Origin of the sequence: Streptomyces sp. NPDC004284 (assembly GCF_042874035.1) — a bacterium.
Lineage (GTDB): Bacteria > Actinomycetota > Actinomycetes > Streptomycetales > Streptomycetaceae > Streptomyces.
On the sequence record NZ_JBIAMJ010000001.1, the window covers coordinates 268,252 to 285,061 of the forward strand.

16 protein-coding genes are annotated in these 16,810 nt (G+C 71.7%); 11 read left to right on the forward strand and 5 right to left on the reverse strand.

All coding sequences use genetic code 11. The annotated features are described in order from the left end of the window. Positions 1-4 precede the first annotated feature (4 nt). The 9 genes from ACFYUS_RS01270 to ACFYUS_RS01310 all read left to right on the forward strand — a co-directional run bounded on the left by ACFYUS_RS01270 (position 5) and on the right by ACFYUS_RS01310 (position 10,708). On the forward strand, positions 5-898 hold the full coding sequence (locus ACFYUS_RS01270; protein WP_388844324.1) for an N-acetylneuraminate synthase family protein: 894 nt from the start codon (positions 5-7) through the stop codon (positions 896-898). Beyond that, positions 895-1,983, forward strand: a complete 1,089-nt coding sequence (locus ACFYUS_RS01275) for a hypothetical protein (RefSeq protein ID WP_388844325.1) — start codon at positions 895-897, stop codon at positions 1,981-1,983. The genes ACFYUS_RS01270 and ACFYUS_RS01275 overlap by 4 nt, the downstream gene beginning before the upstream one ends. Positions 1,984-2,099: 116 nt before the next feature. Next, positions 2,100-3,320, forward strand: coding sequence for an amidohydrolase (locus tag ACFYUS_RS01280; RefSeq protein WP_388844327.1), 1,221 nt, complete (start codon positions 2,100-2,102; stop codon positions 3,318-3,320). A gap of 373 nt (positions 3,321-3,693) precedes the next feature. Continuing rightward, on the forward strand, positions 3,694-4,755 hold the full coding sequence (locus ACFYUS_RS01285) for a BMP family protein (RefSeq protein ID WP_388844328.1): 1,062 nt from the start codon (positions 3,694-3,696) through the stop codon (positions 4,753-4,755). Between the two features lie 117 nt (positions 4,756-4,872). Beyond that, entirely contained in the window at positions 4,873-6,585 is a 1,713-nt protein-coding gene (locus ACFYUS_RS01290) for an ABC transporter ATP-binding protein (RefSeq protein ID WP_388844330.1), read from the forward strand. Next, positions 6,582-7,697 (forward strand): ABC transporter permease, encoded by a 1,116-nt coding sequence (locus ACFYUS_RS01295; protein ID WP_388844332.1) that lies wholly within the window; start codon positions 6,582-6,584, stop codon positions 7,695-7,697. Before ACFYUS_RS01290 ends, ACFYUS_RS01295 begins: the two co-directional genes overlap by 4 nt. Continuing rightward, a complete protein-coding gene (locus tag ACFYUS_RS01300; RefSeq protein ID WP_388844334.1) occupies positions 7,694-8,956 on the forward strand; it encodes an ABC transporter permease in 1,263 nt (420 codons plus the stop codon). Before ACFYUS_RS01295 ends, ACFYUS_RS01300 begins: the two co-directional genes overlap by 4 nt. Next, the gene (locus ACFYUS_RS01305; RefSeq protein WP_388844336.1) at positions 8,953-9,348 is read left to right on the forward strand and encodes a cytidine deaminase; all 396 of its coding nucleotides are present in this window, start codon (positions 8,953-8,955) and stop codon (positions 9,346-9,348) included. The genes ACFYUS_RS01300 and ACFYUS_RS01305 overlap by 4 nt, the downstream gene beginning before the upstream one ends. An 82-nt stretch (positions 9,349-9,430) precedes the next feature. Next, positions 9,431-10,708 (forward strand): thymidine phosphorylase, encoded by a 1,278-nt coding sequence (locus ACFYUS_RS01310; protein ID WP_388844337.1) that lies wholly within the window; start codon positions 9,431-9,433, stop codon positions 10,706-10,708. A 33-nt stretch (positions 10,709-10,741) separates the two neighbouring features. Here the strand turns inward: ACFYUS_RS01310 and ACFYUS_RS01315 are convergent, their stop codons facing one another. Next, entirely contained in the window at positions 10,742-11,398 is a 657-nt protein-coding gene (locus ACFYUS_RS01315) for an HAD family hydrolase (protein ID WP_388844339.1), read from the reverse strand. Between the two features lie 215 nt (positions 11,399-11,613). On the opposite strand from ACFYUS_RS01315, the gene ACFYUS_RS01320 reads away from it, so the two are divergent. After that, positions 11,614-11,889, forward strand: a complete 276-nt coding sequence (locus ACFYUS_RS01320) for an STAS domain-containing protein (protein WP_388844341.1) — start codon at positions 11,614-11,616, stop codon at positions 11,887-11,889. On the opposite strand, the gene ACFYUS_RS01325 is transcribed toward ACFYUS_RS01320, so the two are convergent. The 3 genes from ACFYUS_RS01325 to ACFYUS_RS01335 form a co-directional block, all read right to left on the reverse strand. Continuing rightward, positions 11,878-12,849 carry a sigma-70 family RNA polymerase sigma factor gene (locus tag ACFYUS_RS01325; RefSeq protein WP_388844343.1) on the reverse strand — a complete coding sequence of 324 codons (972 nt, stop codon included), beginning with the start codon at positions 12,847-12,849 and terminating at the stop codon, positions 11,878-11,880. The genes ACFYUS_RS01320 and ACFYUS_RS01325 overlap by 12 nt on opposite strands. 84 nt (positions 12,850-12,933) lie before the next feature. Continuing rightward, positions 12,934-13,641, reverse strand: coding sequence for a L,D-transpeptidase family protein (locus ACFYUS_RS01330; RefSeq protein WP_388844345.1), 708 nt, complete (start codon positions 13,639-13,641; stop codon positions 12,934-12,936). An 82-nt stretch (positions 13,642-13,723) separates the two neighbouring features. Beyond that, complete coding sequence (locus ACFYUS_RS01335; protein WP_388844346.1) at positions 13,724-14,983, reverse strand: MFS transporter; 1,260 nt, start codon at positions 14,981-14,983, stop codon at positions 13,724-13,726. A gap of 62 nt (positions 14,984-15,045) precedes the next feature. Between ACFYUS_RS01335 and ACFYUS_RS01340 the strand changes: the two genes are divergently transcribed. Then, positions 15,046-16,017, forward strand: a complete 972-nt coding sequence (locus ACFYUS_RS01340) for a LysR family transcriptional regulator (protein WP_388844348.1) — start codon at positions 15,046-15,048, stop codon at positions 16,015-16,017. On the opposite strand, the gene ACFYUS_RS01345 is transcribed toward ACFYUS_RS01340, so the two are convergent. Next, a complete protein-coding gene (locus tag ACFYUS_RS01345) occupies positions 16,003-16,779 on the reverse strand; it encodes an alpha/beta hydrolase (protein WP_388844350.1) in 777 nt (258 codons plus the stop codon). The genes ACFYUS_RS01340 and ACFYUS_RS01345 overlap by 15 nt on opposite strands. Positions 16,780-16,810: the final 31 nt, after the last annotated feature.

A 16,810-nucleotide genomic window follows, 5' to 3' on the forward strand; every position in this document is an offset into this window, starting at 1 on the left:
CACCGTGAACACCCGTCTGCGCACCCTCGGCACCAAGACCGCCGGCCCCGGCCAGCCCGTGTACATCACCGGCGAGATCGGCATCAACCACAACGGCGAGCTCGACAACGCCTTCGCGCTCATCGACATCGCCGCCGAGGCCGGCTGCGACGCCGTCAAGTTCCAGAAGCGCACCCCGGAGATCTGCACCCCGCGCGACCAGTGGGACATCGAGCGCGACACCCCCTGGGGCCGGATGACCTACATCGACTACCGCCACCGCGTGGAGTTCGGCGAGGACGAGTACCGCGCCATCGACGAGCACTGCAAGAAGCGCGGCATCGACTGGTTCGCCTCCCCGTGGGACACCGAGGCCGTCGCCTTCCTGGAGAAGTTCGACGTCCCCGCCCACAAGGTCGCCTCCGCCTCCCTCACGGACGACGAGCTCCTCCGCGAGCTGCGCGCCACCGGCCGCACGGTCATCCTCTCCACCGGCATGTCGACGCCGAAGCAGATCCGCCACGCCGTCGAGGTCCTGGGCAGCGACAACATCCTGCTCTGCCACGCCACCTCGACGTACCCGGCCAAGGCCGAGGAGCTCAACCTGCGCGTCATCCAGACGCTCCAGGAGGAGTACCCGAACGTCCCGATCGGCTACTCCGGCCACGAGACCGGCCTCCAGACCACCCTGGCCGCCGTCGCCCTCGGCGCCACGTTCGTCGAGCGCCACATCACCCTCGACCGCGCCATGTGGGGCTCCGACCAGGCCGCCTCCGTCGAGCCGCAGGGCCTCCAGCGCCTCGTCCGCGACATCCGCACCATCGAGACCGCGCTCGGCGACGGCATCAAGAAGGTGTACGAGTCGGAGCTCGGCCCGATGAAGAAGCTCCGCCGGGTCCAGGACACCGTCGCCGCATGACCGGGCAGCTGGCGTTCGTCGAGAGCCCGGTCCAGCTTCTGAACGTCCTGGAGTGGGCGCACACGCGGACACCCGGTGTGTCCGCCACGGAGGCGGACGCCACCCCGCCCCTCACGGTCGTCGTCCTCTCGCCGACCGACCCCATGTCGCGGGGCCAGCTGCGCCGTATGGCCCAGCTGGCCCGCGACCAGGGCCTCACCGTGCACTGGCAGGAGGCCCGCGGCGGCCGGGGCGCGCTCGTCCGCACCCTGCGGGAGCTCGCCCGGCCGCTGCGCTCGGCGGAGCGGGTGATCATCGGGGACCCGTTCTCCCGGTACGTCCAGCTCCTCCTGACCCTCTTCGCCCCCCGGCACCTGACGGTCGTCGACGACGGCACCGCGACCATGGAGTTCGCCGCCCAGCTCGGCCGCGGCGAGCGCCTGGTCCGCTGGCACCGCAAGGGCAACCTGGGCCCGCGCGAGCTGGTCCTCGCCCCGGTGACCACGCTCGCCCGGCGCAAGCTCGCCCCCTCCCGGGGCCGCACCGTCGAGATCTTCACCTCGCTGCCCGTGGAGGCCCCGCCGGGCGTCACGGTCACCGAGAACACGTACGCCTGGACCCGGGACACCTTCGGCCCGCCGCTGCTCACGGGCGGCGCGGACCTGGTCGGCACCTCTCTGGTCGAGACGGGCGTCGTCGACGCCGACCACTACGCGCGCGTGGTGAGCGAACTCGCCCGCGCCCACGGCGCCACCCGCTACTTCGCGCACCGCAGGGAGAGCGCCGAGAAGCTGCACCGGATAGCGGTCGAGACGGGCCTCCAGGTGGTCCGGCCCGAGCTGCCCCTGGAGCTGATCGCCCGGCGCGGCCCCATCGGGCGTACGGTCGTCAGCTTTCCGTCCACGGTCGTGCACACCCTGCCACTGGCCCTCGCCGGCACGGGGGTGAAGGTCGCCGTCATCGACATAGCGCCCGAGTGGCTGCGGGCCACGGCCTCACCGCGTGCCCAGGGCTTCCTGTCCGGGATCACGGGCACCGCGGCGCACGAGGTCGACCGGCTCACCGCCCGCGCGGCCCATCCGACCGACCGGCTGGAATTCGGCTGAGCGTACCCACAAGGAGTGAGCTTCATGCCTGCCAAACCGAGAATCTTTCCCCTAAGGGGCTGAAATTCTCGTGATCAACGGGCAGTTGACCCTTCCACGGGCCTACCCTTCAAAGGGTGAACCAGTTGAAGTCCCGTGAGCCAGGCTCCGTCACCCTGCCCGGAACGCTGTCCGACTCCCTGCGCGCCGAACTCGTCGCCTTCCGCAGGGACTTGCACATGCACCCCGAGCTCGGGAACCAGGAGTTCCGTACGACCGCCGCGCTCAAGGCCCGCCTGGAGGCGGCCGGCCTCGCGCCGAAGGTCCTCCCGGGCGGCACGGGGCTCCTCTGTGACATCGGCGGCCGGGAATCGGGCCGGGGCATGCTGGCGATCCGCGCCGACATCGACGCGCTGCCCATCCCCGACGTGAAGACCGTCGCGTACCGCTCCACCGTGGCCAATCGCGCCCACGCCTGTGGGCACGACGTCCACACCACCACCGTCCTCGGCGCCGGACTCGTCCTCGCCGAGCTCGACCGCCACGGCCTCCTGCCGAACGCCGTACGGCTGATCTTCCAGCCCGCCGAGGAGGTCCTGCCCGGCGGTGCCGCCGACCTCGTCGAGGCCGGGGTCCTGGACGGCGTCGGCCGGATCATCGCGGTCCACTGCGACCCCCGGGTCGACGCCGGGAAGATCGGGCTCCGGGTCGGCCCCATCACCTCCGCCTGCGACCGCCTGGAGGTCACCCTCGACGGCCCCGGCGGCCACACCGCCCGCCCGCACCTCACCACCGACCTGGTCACCGCCGCCGCCCGGGTCGCCACCGACGTCCCCGCCGTCCTCGCCCGCCGCGTCGACGCCCGCTCGGGCCTCTCGGTCACCTGGGGCCGCATCGAGTCCGGCCACGCCCCGAACGTCATCCCGCAGCACGCCGAGCTCTCCGGCACCGTCCGCTGCCTCGACCTGCCGACCTGGCGGGACGCGCCCGACCTGGTCCACGCGGCGATCGACGAGGTCGCGACCCTGCACCGGGCCAAGTCGACCGTCACCTACGTCCGCGGCGTCCCCCCGGTCGTCAACGCCCCGGCGATCGCCGAACTGCTCCACGAGGCCATGGCGGCCCGCCGCGGACCGCACGCGATCGAGGACACCGAGCAGAGCCTCGGCGGCGAGGACTTCTCCTGGTACCTGGAGCACGTCCCCGGCGCCATGGCCCGCCTCGGCGTCCGTACCCCCGGCGACACCCGGGTCCGCGACCTCCACGCCGGCGACTTCGACGTCGACGAGCGGTGCATCGAGACCGGTGTGGAGCTCTTCACGGCCGCGGCCCTGCTCGACGCGGCGCCGGAGCGCTGACGGCCACCGCGCGGGAGCGCCGGCGGGCACCGCTCCGGAGCACCGCCGGCCGCCGCACCGGGCAGTGATCATCGCCACCTCCCGGCGGTGATCAACGCCACTCCGAAAGCGTTGAAATCCGGCCGGACCGCTCACTCAGCCGTCCGGCCCACGGCCCCGGCGTGTCTTTGCCCGGGGCCTCCCCAACGCTCGTACCGGCCTGTATAACCGGCGGTACCGGGCCGAACGCCCCCGGTCGCCTCTCCTGGCCGGTTCGCGACGATCCGATAACGACTCATGAACGGGTCTTTAACTGACATCTACGCGCGTTACGATCGCGGCGAAACCAGCGCCGGAAGAGGCGCTTTCGGTCAGTCTCGAAGGGACCCTCCTCTTGCGCCGGATCACCAGGATCACGACCGTGGGCATCGCCACCGCGGCGCTCGCCCTGTCCGCCACCGCGTGCGGCAAGTCGTCCAACGAGGGCTCGAGCTCCAGCTCGACCTCCGGCTCGAAGGCCGTCAAGGTCGCCATCGCGTACGACATCGGCGGCCGCGGCGACCAGTCCTTCAACGACGCCGCCTACGCGGGTCTGAAGAAGGCCGAGGACGAGCTCGGCGTCAAGGGTGCCGAGGCCGAGCCCTCGCAGGGCGAGAGCGACGCCGACAAGGTCGCGCGCCTCACCTCCCTGGCCCGCGCCGGCAACAACCCGGTCATCGGCGTCGGCTTCTCCTACGCCCCGGCCATCGCGAAGGTCGCCAAGTCCTTCCCGAAGACCACGTTCGGCCTCATCGACGACACGTCGGTGACCGCCCCGAACATCGCCAACCTCGTCTTCAACGAGGAGCAGGGCTCCTACCTGGCCGGCGTCGCCGCCGCCAAGACCTCGAAGACCGGCACGGTCGGCTTCATCGGCGGCGTCGAGGTTCCGCTGATCAAGAAGTTCGAGGCGGGCTTCACGCAGGGCGTCAAGGACACCAACCCCAAGGCGAAGGTGCTCACCCAGTACCTGACCCAGCCGCCGAACTTCGACGGCTTCTCGAAGCCCGACCTGGGCAAGGCCGCCGCGCAGGGCCAGCTCGACAAGGGCGCCGACGTGATCTACGCCGCCGCCGGTCTGGCCGGTTCCGGCTCGATCGAGGCCGCCGCGACCGCCGGCAAGTGGGCCATCGGCGTCGACTCCGACCAGTACAACCAGGCGGGTCTGGCCAAGTACAAGGACCACATCCTGACCTCGGTCACCAAGAACGTCTCGGGCTCCGTCTTCAACCTGATCAAGTCGGTCAAGGACGGCAAGCCGGAGTCCGGTGAGGTCCGTTACGGTCTCGCCACGGACGGCGTCGGCCTGGCCGACTCCAACCCGGCGTACCAGAAGATGACCGACGTCATCGCCGCCGTGGACGCCGCGAAGAAGAACATCGTCGACGGCAAGATCACGGTCAAGACCGCTCCGTAAGGACCCCAGGTCACGACCTGAGCCCGGGCCCGGCGTCCGGTGGCACCCCCACCGGACGCCGGGCCCCGGCACCTTTCCCGCACAGGTTTTCATTTTTCGGCAGCGCTACGCGTGTAGATGTCTCCCTGGCACGATAACTTCGCCCCGCCCTGCCCTCCCGCTCCCACTCCTTCCGGCCAAGGAGAGTGCGTCATCAACGCGTCCAGCCCCCCTGCCGTAGAACTGCACGGCATCACCAAGCGTTTCCCCGGCGTCGTCGCCAACAAGGACATCGCCATCACGGTCCGCAAGGGCACCGTGCACGCCCTCATCGGCGAGAACGGCGCCGGCAAGTCGACCCTCATGAAGATCCTCTACGGCATGCAGAAGCCGGACGAGGGCACGATCGCCGTCGACGGCGAGCAGGTCACCTTCTCCAGCCCCGGTGACGCCATCGCGCGCGGCATCGGCATGGTGCACCAGCACTTCATGCTCGCCGACAACCTCACCGTCCTGGAGAACGTCGTCCTCGGCGGCGAGAAGCTCTACGGCATCGGCGCCAAGGCGCGGAAGAAGATCCAGGAGATCTCCGACGCGTACGGCCTCGGGGTCCGCCCCGACGTCCTCGTCGAGGACCTCGGCGTCGCCGACCGGCAGCGCGTGGAGATCCTCAAGGTCCTCTACCGCGGCGCCCGGATCCTCATCCTCGACGAGCCGACCGCCGTCCTCGTCCCGCAGGAGGTCGACGCGCTCTTCGACAACCTGCGCGAGCTCAAGTCCGAGGGCCTGACCGTCATCTTCATCTCGCACAAGCTGGGCGAGGTCCTGAAGGTCGCCGACGACATCACCGTCATCCGCCGGGGCACCACGGTCGGCACCGCCGACCCGAAGACCGCCACCACCAAGCAGCTCGCCGAGCTGATGGTCGGCAGCGAGCTGCCCTCGCCGGAGACCCGCGAGTCGACGGTCACGGACGTCCCGATGCTCACGGTCGAGAACCTGACGCTCCTGGAGAGCGGCGCCGCCGGCGCCCCGCTGACCACCGCCGCCCCGGCCGACCCGTCCGCCGCGGTCACCGTCCACGAAGAGGTCGCGGTCGGCCGCAAGCTCCTCGACGACGTCTCGCTCACCATCCACAAGGGCGAGATCCTCGGCATCGCCGGCGTCGAGGGCAACGGCCAGACCGAGCTCATCGAGGCCCTCATGGGCATGGCCACCCCCGACGCGGGCGTCATCAGCCTCGACGGCGAGGACATCTCCAAGCTCCCCGTGCGCAAGCGCCGCGAGGGCGGCATCGGCTACATCCCCGAGGACCGCCACCGCCACGGCCTGCTCCTGGAGGCCCCCCTCTGGGAGAACCGCATCCTCGGCCACGTCACCGAGGCCCCCAACTCCAAGCGCGGCGTCCTCGACCCGAAGGCCGCCCGCAAGGACACCGAGCGGATCGTGCGCGAGTACGACGTCCGCACCCCCGGCATCGACGTCACCGCGGCCTCCCTCTCCGGCGGCAACCAGCAGAAGCTGATCGTCGGCCGCGAGATGAGCCACGGCCCCAAGTTCCTGATCGCCGCCCACCCCACCCGCGGTGTGGACGTCGGCGCGCAGGCGCAGATCTGGGACGCGATCCGGGACGCCCGCCGCGAGGGCCTCGCGGTGCTGCTGATCTCCGCCGACCTCGACGAGCTGATCGGCCTCTCCGACACCCTCCGGGTCATGTACCGCGGCAAGCTCGTCGCGGACGCCGATCCCGCCACCATCACGCCCGAGCAGCTGGGCTCCGCCATGACCGGCGCAGCCACCGGCCGCCTCGAAGGCACCGAAGAGCAGTCCGAAGACGGTGACGCCCGATGATGAAAATCGACAAGGACAAGCTGATCATCGGGGCCGCCGGCCCCGTGCTCGCCCTGGTCACGTCCTTCGTGCTCACCGTGCTGGTGCTGGCCGCGACGGGTCTTGACCCGATCGAGCCGATCCGCCTGATGATCGACAACGCCGGGTACTCCGACGTCCAGGTGCTGATCGTCAACCAGACCGGGATCTACTACCTGGCGGCCCTGGCCGTGGCCATCGGCTTCCGGATGAACCTCTTCAACATCGGCGTCGACGGCCAGTACCGCCTCGCCGCCATGGTCTCGGCCCTGGTCGGTGCCGCCATCGACCTGCCCGGTCCGCTGCACATCCTGGTCATCGTGCTCGTCGCGATCCTGACCGGTGCCCTCTGGGCCGGCATCGCGGGCATCCTGAAGACCACCCGGGGCGTCTCCGAGGTCGTCTCCACGATCATGCTCAACGCCATCACCACCTCCCTGGTGGCCTGGCTGATCCTGCCGAAGAACTTCGGCGTCCAGCCCGCCGGCTCCAACGACCTCACCACCGGGCAGATCCCCGAGTCCGGCTGGTTCCCCGGCATCGACATGGGCGAGGGCGGCCAGATCTACGGCTTCACCTTCGTCGCCCTCGCGCTCGGCGTCGTCTACTGGTTCGTCATCAACCGCACCCGCTTCGGCTTCGACCTGCGCGCCACCGGTGAGAGCGAGTCCGCGGCCCAGGCCAGCGGCGTCGACGCCAAGAAGATGATCCTCACCGCGATGCTGATCTCGGGCGGTCTCGCCGGTCTGTCCGGCATGCCGATCCTGCTCGGCGAGTCGCACACGTACAGCCTCGCCTTCCCGGTCGGCGTCGGCTTCACCGCCATCACCGTCGCCCTGCTCGGCCGCAACCACCCGGTCGGCATCCTCTTCTCCGCCCTCCTCTTCGCGTTCCTCGACAAGGCGTCCTCCAGCCTTGACATCGCGGGTTACCCGAAGGAGATCACCCAGATCATGCAGGGCATCATCGTGATCGCCGTGGTCGTCTCCTACGAGCTCGTCCGCCGTTACGGCCTCCGCCGCCAGCAGCAGAAGGTCGGCGAGCAGCTCGCCGCCGGCGGCGCCATCAAGACCGACAAGGAGGTGGCGGCATGAGCACCGGCACCGTTGCCAAGCCGAGCGCCGCGCCCATGAAGGCCGGCCGCCGCAAGCTGACCTGGCCCTGGATCCTGCTGATCGTCGCGGGCGGTCTCGTTCTCTTCTCGCTGGTCCGGGTCATCTCCGGGGCCGACGACCTCACCTCCGTCGGCCAGATCTCCGGCGCGCTCCAGCTCGCCGTGCCGATCGCCATGGCCGGTCTCGGCGGTCTGTGGTCCGAGCGCGCGGGCGTCGTCAACATCGGCCTCGAAGGCATGATGGTCCTCGGCACCTGGTTCGGCGCCTGGGCCGGCTACCAGTGGGGCCCGTGGACGGGTGTCGTCGTCGGCATCCTCGGCGGCGCGCTCGGCGGCCTGCTGCACGCGATCATCACCGTCACGTTCAACGTGAACCACATCGTCTCCGGTGTGGCGATCAACATCCTCGCGGTCGGCTTCACCCAGTACCTGTCGAACTTCACCTTCGACAAGGCCGAGGGCGGCTCCTCCAAGCAGTCCCCGCGCATCGACCAGATCACCGACATCACCATCCCGGGGCTGTCCGACTGGCTGGCGGACCTCCACGGCAAGCACTGGTTCCTGATCTCGGACATCGCGGGCATCCTCGGCGGCCTGGTCACCGACCTGTCGCTGCTGACGATCGTGGCCGCCCTGCTCATCGTGGCCACCTGGTGGGTCCTCTGGCGCACGGCCTTCGGCCTGCGGCTGCGCTCCTGCGGTGAGAACCCGGTCGCGGCCGAGTCCCTGGGCGTCAACGTCTACAAGTACAAGTACATCGCCGTCGTCGTCTCCGGCGGCCTCGCCGGCCTCGGCGGCGCCTTCCTGGCGATCGTCTCCACCGGCATCTACCAGGAGGGCCAGACCGGCGGCCGCGGCTACATCGGTCTCGCCGCCATGATCTTCGGCAACTGGATGCCCGGCGGCATGGCCATGGGCGCCGGCCTCTTCGGCTTCACCGACAGCCTCAAGCTGCGCGGTGGCGCCGAGAACGTCCACGCGCTGCTGCTGCTCGTCGCGCTGCTCCTGGTGATCGCCGCCGCGTGGCAGCTGTACAGGAAGAAGTACGTGGTCGCGGCCATCTCCGCGGCGTTCTCCGCGGCCTTCTTCCTCTGGTACGCGCTGACCGACCAGGTCCCGAGCCAGTTCGTCGACGCCGCCCCATACATCACCACCCTGCTCGTGCTCGCCCTCTCGTCGCAGCGCCTGCGGATGCCCAAGGCGGACGGCCTGCCGTACCGCAAGGGCGAGGGCAAGTGACGACGGCCCCCGACTGGGAGGCCCTGCGGGCCGCGGCGCGCGAGGCCATGTCGCACGCGTACGCCCCGTACTCCGACTTCCCGGTCGGCGCGGCGGCCCTCGTGGACGACGGGCGGACGGTCTCCGGCTGCAACGTGGAGAACGCCTCGTTCGGCCTCGGCCTGTGCGCCGAGTGCGGGCTCGTCTCGCAGCTCCAGGCGACCGGCGGCGGGCGGCTCACGCACTTCGTGTGCGTGGACGGCCGGGGCGAGTCCCTGGTCCCGTGCGGGCGCTGCCGGCAGCTCCTGTACGAGTTCGGGGGCCCCGAACTGGTCCTGGAGACGCCCGCCGGGTTCGTCACCCTGGCGGACATGCTTCCGCAGGCCTTCGGGCCCGACCACCTCGCCAAGTAGCACCTCGGAGCGACCCTTCCGGCACGATGGGAGGGTCGCTCCCCTTTCCTCCCCCCTCTATGCGCGTAGAAAGAGGCACACCATGGACGTCATCTCCGTCATCCGCACCAAGCGGGACAAGGGCGAGCTGAGCCCCGAGCAGATCGACTGGGTCATCGACGCGTACACCCGCGGTGTGGTCGCCGACGAGCAGATGTCCGCCCTGGCCATGGCCATCCTGCTGAACGGCATGAACCGCACGGAGATCGCCCGCTGGACCGCCGCCATGATCGCGAGCGGCGAGCGCATGAACTTCGACTCGCTCTCCCGCCCGACCGCCGACAAGCACTCCACCGGCGGCGTCGGCGACAAGATCACCCTCCCGCTCGCCCCGCTCGTCGCCGCCTGCGGCGCGGCCGTGCCGCAGCTCTCCGGCCGCGGCCTCGGCCACACCGGCGGCACGCTCGACAAGCTGGAGTCCATCCCCGGCTGGCGCGCGCTGCTCTCCAACGAGGAGATGCTGCACGTCCTCGACACCACCGGCGCGGTCATCTGCGCGGCGGGCGACGGCCTGGCCCCCGCGGACAAGAAGCTGTACGCGCTCCGCGACGTGACCGGCACGGTGGAGGCGATCCCGCTGATCGCCTCGTCGATCATGTCCAAGAAGATCGCCGAGGGCACCGGCTCCCTGGTCCTGGACGTCAAGGTCGGCACCGGCGCCTTCATGAAGAACATCGAGGACGCGCGCGAGCTGGCGCGCACGATGGTGGGCCTCGGCACGGACAGCGGCGTCAAGACGGTCGCCCTCCTCACCGACATGTCCACCCCGCTCGGCCTCACCGCGGGCAACGCCCTGGAGGTCCGCGAGTCCGTCGAGGTCCTCGCCGGCGGCGGCCCGAAGGACGTCGTCGACCTGACGATCGCCCTCGCGGCCGAGATGCTCGACGCGGCCGGCATCAAGGGCGCCGACCCGGCGAAGGCCCTCGCCGACGGCTCCGCGATGGACGTCTGGCGCCGCATGATCGCGGCCCAGGGCGGCGACCCGGACGCGACCCTCCCGGTCGCCCGCGAGCAGCACGTCGTCACGGCCCCGTCGACCGGTGTCCTCACCCGCCTCGACGCCTACGACATCGGCATCGCCGCCTGGCGCCTCGGCGCCGGCCGCGCCCGCAAGGAGGACCCGGTGCAGGCCGGTGCCGGCGTCGAGCTCCACGCCAAGCCCGGCGACACGGTGACGGCGGGCCAGCCCCTCCTCACCCTCCACACGGACACCCCGGAGAAGTTCGACTACGCCCTGAAGTCCCTGACGGACGCCTGGGACATCGCGGCTCCGGGCACGGAGTTCACCCCGAACCCGATCGTCCTGGACCGCATCGCCTGAGGCCCCGGCCCGCGACGGGAGCCGGTGCGAGGACTACGCCGGCTCCCCGAGCAGCCCCGGCAGCTCCCGCATGTGGTCGAAGACCACCGTCCGCGGGCCCATGAGCCGGTCCGCCCGCGTCAGGCCCCCGCAGTAGCCGAAGGCGCGCATGCCGGCCGCGCGGGCGGCCTGGACGCCGTACGGGCTGTCCTCGACGACGGCGCAGCGCTCCGGCGGGACGCCCATCGTGGCGGCGGCGTGCAGGAAGAGGTCGGGGGCGGGCTTGGCGCGGGGGACGTCGCGGGCGCTGAAGACGCGGCCCTCGAAGCGGGGGAGGAGCCCGGTGCGGCCGAGGTTCTTGCGGATGCTGGAGTGGCTGCCGTTGGAGGCGAGGCAGTACGGGACGGAGAGGGCGTCCAGGACCTCGGTGACGCCCTCGACGGCCGTCAGCTCCGCGTCCAGGGCGTCCTCGTACCGCTGCCTGAAGGGCGCCTCCCAGCCGGGTTCGAGGGGGCGGCCCCGCCGCTCCTCGACGATCGCGGTGAGCATCTCGTGCGAGGAGCCGATGAAGAGCTCGGCCATCTCCGCCTCGCTGAACTCGGCGCCGAGGGAGGCGAACACCTCCCGGTCCACCCGGCAGTAGATGCGCTCGCTGTCCACCAGGACACCGTCACAGTCGAAGATCACCAGTTCGACGCGATCATGAGTCATGGGCAGAGCCTAGCGACCAGGCGTTCGAGCCCGGAGGCCTTCGGCCCCACCGCGCGCGAGGTGCTCGGCGCACACGCCGACCTCCCGCGCGACGACCGGACGGCACTCCTCCAGGCGCTTCCGGCGGGCGTCCGGGAACCGCGGCTCGGCGAGCGGCATGCCGGTCCGACGGGCCGCGTCCGATGAGTTACGGGCGCGGCGCCCGTCTCCCTGTCGTGAACACCTCTCCTGCCCTCGAACTGCGGCTCTCCGGGCCGCCCGCCCCCGACGACGTCGCACGGCTCTGCGCCCTGCTCGCCGCCGCCCCGCCCGGGGAGGTCGTCTGCGAGATCAGCGCCCTTGCGAGCGCCGATCTCGCCGCCGTCGACGCCCTCGCCCGGCTGAAGCTCGCCGCCCGCCGGCGCGGGCACCGGATCCGCTTCGAGGGCGCGAGGCCCCAGCTGCGGGCCCTGCTCATTCTCAGCGGCCTGGAGGGGACCCTAGGCCTCTAGCCGCGCCGGAAGGTCGAAGAGCGGGAACCAGCGCTCGGTGTCCAGGAAGAAGTCCATCCCGGCGACCTTGCCGTCCCGCAGCTCCAGGACGATCAGCGCCCACGGGCTGAAGCCGCCCGCCGGGTCCGGGTGGTACTGGGCGAAGGCCGGCGAGCCGTTCGCCACGGTCGGCACCAGCTTCGAGCCCGCGCAGACCTCGCCGACGCCCAGCATCCAGCCGACGATGTTCTCGTGGCCCTGGAGCCACAGGTCGTACGGCGGCATGGACATCGTCGCGTCCTCGTGGAGGAGCGCGGTCAGCGCCTTCATGTCGTAGCCCTCGAAGGCGGCGACGTACCGCTCCAGGAGCGCCTGCTGCTCCTCGTCCAGCGGGTTCGCCGCGTCGGAGGCGGTCGGCGCCTGCTCGGCGATGGTCGCGCGGGCCCGCTGGAGGGCGCTGTTGACCGAGGCGACGGTGGTGTCGAGGAGCTCGGCGACCTCGCCGGCCTTCCAGGCGAGCACCTCGCGCAGGATGAGCACGGCCCGCTGCTTGGGCGGCAGGTGCTGGAGCGCGGCCACGAACGCGAGCCGTACGGACTCGCGGGACAGCGCCGTCTCCGCCGGGTCCCCGGCCGAGGGCATGACCCGCCCGTCCGGGATCGGCTCCAGCCAGGTGATCTCCGGCTGCTTGACGAGCTGCGCCTGCGCGACGGGCGTCGGCCCGGTCAGGTCCATGGGCCGTGCTCTCCTGTTCCCCGCGTTCAGCGCGTCCAGGCAGACGTTCGTGGCGATCCGGTACAGCCAGGACCGCAGCGAGGAGCGGCCCTCGAAGGAGTCCATGGCCTTCCAGGCGCGGACCATCGTGTCCTGCACCGCGTCCTCCGCCTCGAAGGAGGATCCGAGCATCCGGTAGCAGTAACCGGTCAGCTCCCTGCGGTACTTGTCGAGGTCCTCGGTCGTCGCGGTCGCTGTGTCACTCATCGGGTCCACACCCCACTCACCCCTCACCGGCCCCCGTTCGGTGCCGGTGAGAGGGAAGCTACCGCAGCGCACTGACAGTGGGGGTCAGGTTCCCGGCTTGCGCCCGTAGACGAAGACGTCGTCCCCGTTCCTGAGCAGGTTCCAGTACGCCTTCGCGTCCGCCGGCCGCATGTTGACGCAGCCGCCGGAGCCCGGCGGGTTCCACATGGACTTGGTGGTCGAGTGGAAGGCCTGGCCGCCGTCGAAGAACTGCGAGTACGGCATGGAGACGTGGTAGAGCGTCGACCAGTGGTTGATGCTCCGCCAGTAGATCTTCTTGGAGCCGGTGCGGGTCTCGGTGCCGTCCTTGCCGGTGCGGACCGGGACCGGGCCGTACGTGAGGCGCGCGCCGTCCTGGATCCAGCTGAGCTGGCGGGTCAGGTCGACGCAGGCGATGCGGCCGCGGTTGGTCGGGCAGGTGCCCGCGCGGTTGGGGTTGGTGCCGGCCGCCCTCTGCTGGATCATCGTGTTCATGGTGCGCCAGGTGACCGGCCCGGCGTACCCCATGGCCGGGGTGATGCCGTGCTTGGCCTGGAAGGCCTGGATGGCCTGACAGTCGCCGAGCGACTGGCGCCCGTCGACGGTCCGCCCGAGGAACTTCTCCACCTGCTTCTGGTACGGCCCCGTCGTCACGTTGCAGGACGCCGCCTGCGCCGGGGCCGTACCGAGCGCGATCGTCATCGGCACCACGAGCGAGGTGATGCCGGCGGCGATGCCCGCCCTTCTGCCTGTCCGTTGCGTGATTCGCTTCATGATCGTCAACTCCCCCTAGAGTCCCTGTGCTTGAGGACGTCAGGGGGAGTCTGGCGGTTGCGGGCCGGGAGCGGGAGACCGCCTACGCCGCCGCCGGGTGCAGCTGCCGCGCCGCGACGCGGGCGCTGTGCGAGCCGTACAGGGTGAGCGAGACGACCCCGAGGACCGCGACCAGGCCGACGAGGACCGTGCCCGCCCAGCCGCCCGCGTGGAAGGCGATCGCGCCGAGCGTGCCGCCCGCGCTGCTGCCCAGGTAGTACGCCGACTGGTAGAGCGCCGAGGCCTGCGCGCGGCCCGTCTTCGCCGTGCGGCTCACCGAGGAGGAGGCGACCGCGTGGCCCGCGAAGAAACCGGCGGTGATCAGGACCAGGCCCGCGAGGACGAGGGCGAGGGAGTCGGAGAGGGAGAGCAGCAGGCCCGCCGCCGTCGTGGAGACCGCGAGGTAGAGCGCGCCGCGCCGGCCCAGACGGCCGACCAGCTTGCCGGCCGCCGCCGAGGAGACCGTGCCGACCAGGTAGACCAGGAAGATCGAGCCGATCACGCCCTGCGGCAGCGAGAACGGGGCCTCCACCAGGCGGTAGCCGATCACCGTGTACACGGCGCCGAACACCGTCATGAACAGCGCGCCGATCGCGTACAGGCGCATCAGGAGCGGGTCCGCGAGGTGGCCGCGGACCGTCCGGGCGAGCGCCTTCGGGTTCAGCGTGCCGGGGGTGAAGTGCCGGGCCTTCGGGAGCAGCGCCCGGAAGGCGAGCGCGCACACCAGGGAGGTCAGGCCGACGGCGGCCAGACCCGCGCGCCAGCCCCACATCTGCGCCACCCAGCCGGTCACGATGCGGCCGCTCATGCCGCCGATCGAGTTGCCCGCGACGAACAGGCCGATCGAGGAGATCAGCGCCCGGGGCCGCACCTCTTCCGCGAGGTACGCCATCGCCGAGGCCGGGAGTCCGGCGAGCGCGGCGCCCTGGACCGCGCGCAGCGCGATCAGGGACTCCAGGTTCGGGGCGAGCGGCACCAGGAGCGCCACGGCGACCGCGACCGAGAGGGAGGCCGTCATCGTCGCACGCCGCCCGAAGCGCTCCGAGAGGGCGCTGAACGGCAGGACGCACAGGGCGAGGGCGCCGGTCGCGGCGGAGACCGTCCAGGAGGCGGCGGAGGCGGTGGCGCCGAACTCGGCCGAGATGGCCGGGAGGAGGGCCTGCGTGGAGTAGAGGAGGGCGAAGGCGGCCAGTCCGGCGGCGAAGAGCGCGAGGCTCATCCGGCGGTGGCCGGGGGCGCCGGGGGCGAGGCGGGTGTCGGCGGCCGCGGTGGTGGCGGCCGCCTTGGTACTGGCGGAAGGCATGCCACGAACGTAGGACGGTCCGTTTCATGCGTCCAATGCACGGAACTGCTGTAATCGTTCCCATGGTGCATGAGTACAGGTCACAGCCTCGCCTGTCACCGAACAGTAACGAAGAAGACATGGGACTGCTGCTCGCGCCGCGGCTCGCGTACTTCGCCGCCGTCGCCCGGCACGAGCACGTGACCCGCGCGGCGGCCGAGATGGGCGTGCCGCAGTCGACGCTCTCGCGGGCGATGGTCCGGCTCGAACAGGACCTCGGGGTCACCCTCTTCGCCCGGCGCGGCCGCACGGTCTCCCTCACCCCGGCCGGCCGCCGCTTCCTCACCGCCGCCGAGCGGGCCCTCGCCGAGGTGGAGCGGGCCGCCGACACCGTACGGGCCGACGCCGACCCGACGGCCGGGCGGGTCGCCTTCGGCTTCCTCCACACGATGGGCTCCGAGACCGTCCCCGGGCTCATCCGCGCCTTCCGGGTCGACCACCCCCGGATCCGCTTCACCCTCGTCCAGAACTACGGCGAGGCCATGATCGAGCGGCTGCGGGCCGGCGACCTCGACCTCTGCCTGACCTCCCCGGTGCCCGACGCCCCCGACCTGGTGGCCCGGCGCCTCGACGAGCAGCGGCTGCGGCTCGTCGTCCCGGACGACCACCGGCTCGCCGGCCGCAAGCGGGTCCGCCTCGCCGAGGCCGCGGAGGAGACCTTCGTGACCCTGGAGCCGGGGTACGGGCTCCGCCGCATCACCGACGACCTGTGCGCGGAGGCCGGGTTCAAGCCCCGGGTCGCCTTCGAGGGCGAGGAGGCCGAGACCCTGCGCGGCCTGGTCGCCGCCGGGCTCGGCGTCGCCCTGCTGCCCCCGCCCGCCGTGCCCCGCCCCGGCGTCGTCGAGCTCACCGTCACCGCGCCGCGCGCGGTCCGGGAGATCGGCGTCGCCTGGCTGGACGGCCACCCGGACACGGCCCCGGTGGCCGCCTTCAAGAAGTTCCTGCTCGGCCGCCGGGGCCACCTGCTCCCGAAGGAGCCGTCACCCCCGGCGTGAGCTCCCGAAACCCGCCGCCAGCGGCATCCGCAGGCCGATCGGCGGGGGAGCGGCCATCGCGTCGGTCACCGGGCGGGTGACCGGCCGGGCGAAGAGGGCGCCGAGCACGAAGTCCGCGGCGAGGGCCCGGACCTCGGACGCGTACTGGCGCAGCGCGTGACCGTCCGAGTGCACCTCGAAGCGGCAGGTGTCCCGGTTGGCCTTCTTCGCCCGCTCGGCGAACCGGAACGACAGCTCCGGGTCCGTCCGCGCGTCGTTCGTGCCGTGCACGAGCAGCACCTTGCGTCCCACCAGCTGCCGCACCGGCTCCGGCTCCGCCGCCACGTCGTCCTCCGGCAGCCACGGCGCGAGCGCGAGCACCGAGCCGACCGCCGGATGCCCGGCCGCCCGCAGCGCCGCCCGCGCCCCCATGCCGTGCCCGACGAGGCAGACGGGGACGTCGCCGTAGAGCCGTACCGCCTCCGCGATCGCCCAGGTGGTGTCCCTCATGAGGGCCGCGTCCGTCCCGTTCCAGCCGCGCGCCCGGTAGTGCACCACGTGCACGGCGAGCCCCTCGGACCGCCCCGCCCGCGCCAGCTCCCGCCCGAGCGGCAGCATCGCCGCGTGCGCCCGCGGGGACGCCCGCCGAGCCGACACCGGATCCCCGTCCGGCAGGAGCAGCACCACGCCGCCCACCGCCGCCGACGTCCGGGAAACACCAACGGGGCGTCCGAGCCGGGGTCGCCGGGTCTCGGACGGTCCTACGAGTGCGTAGTGCGCCATGGCAGAACAGTCTCAGAAGCGGAGGTGTACG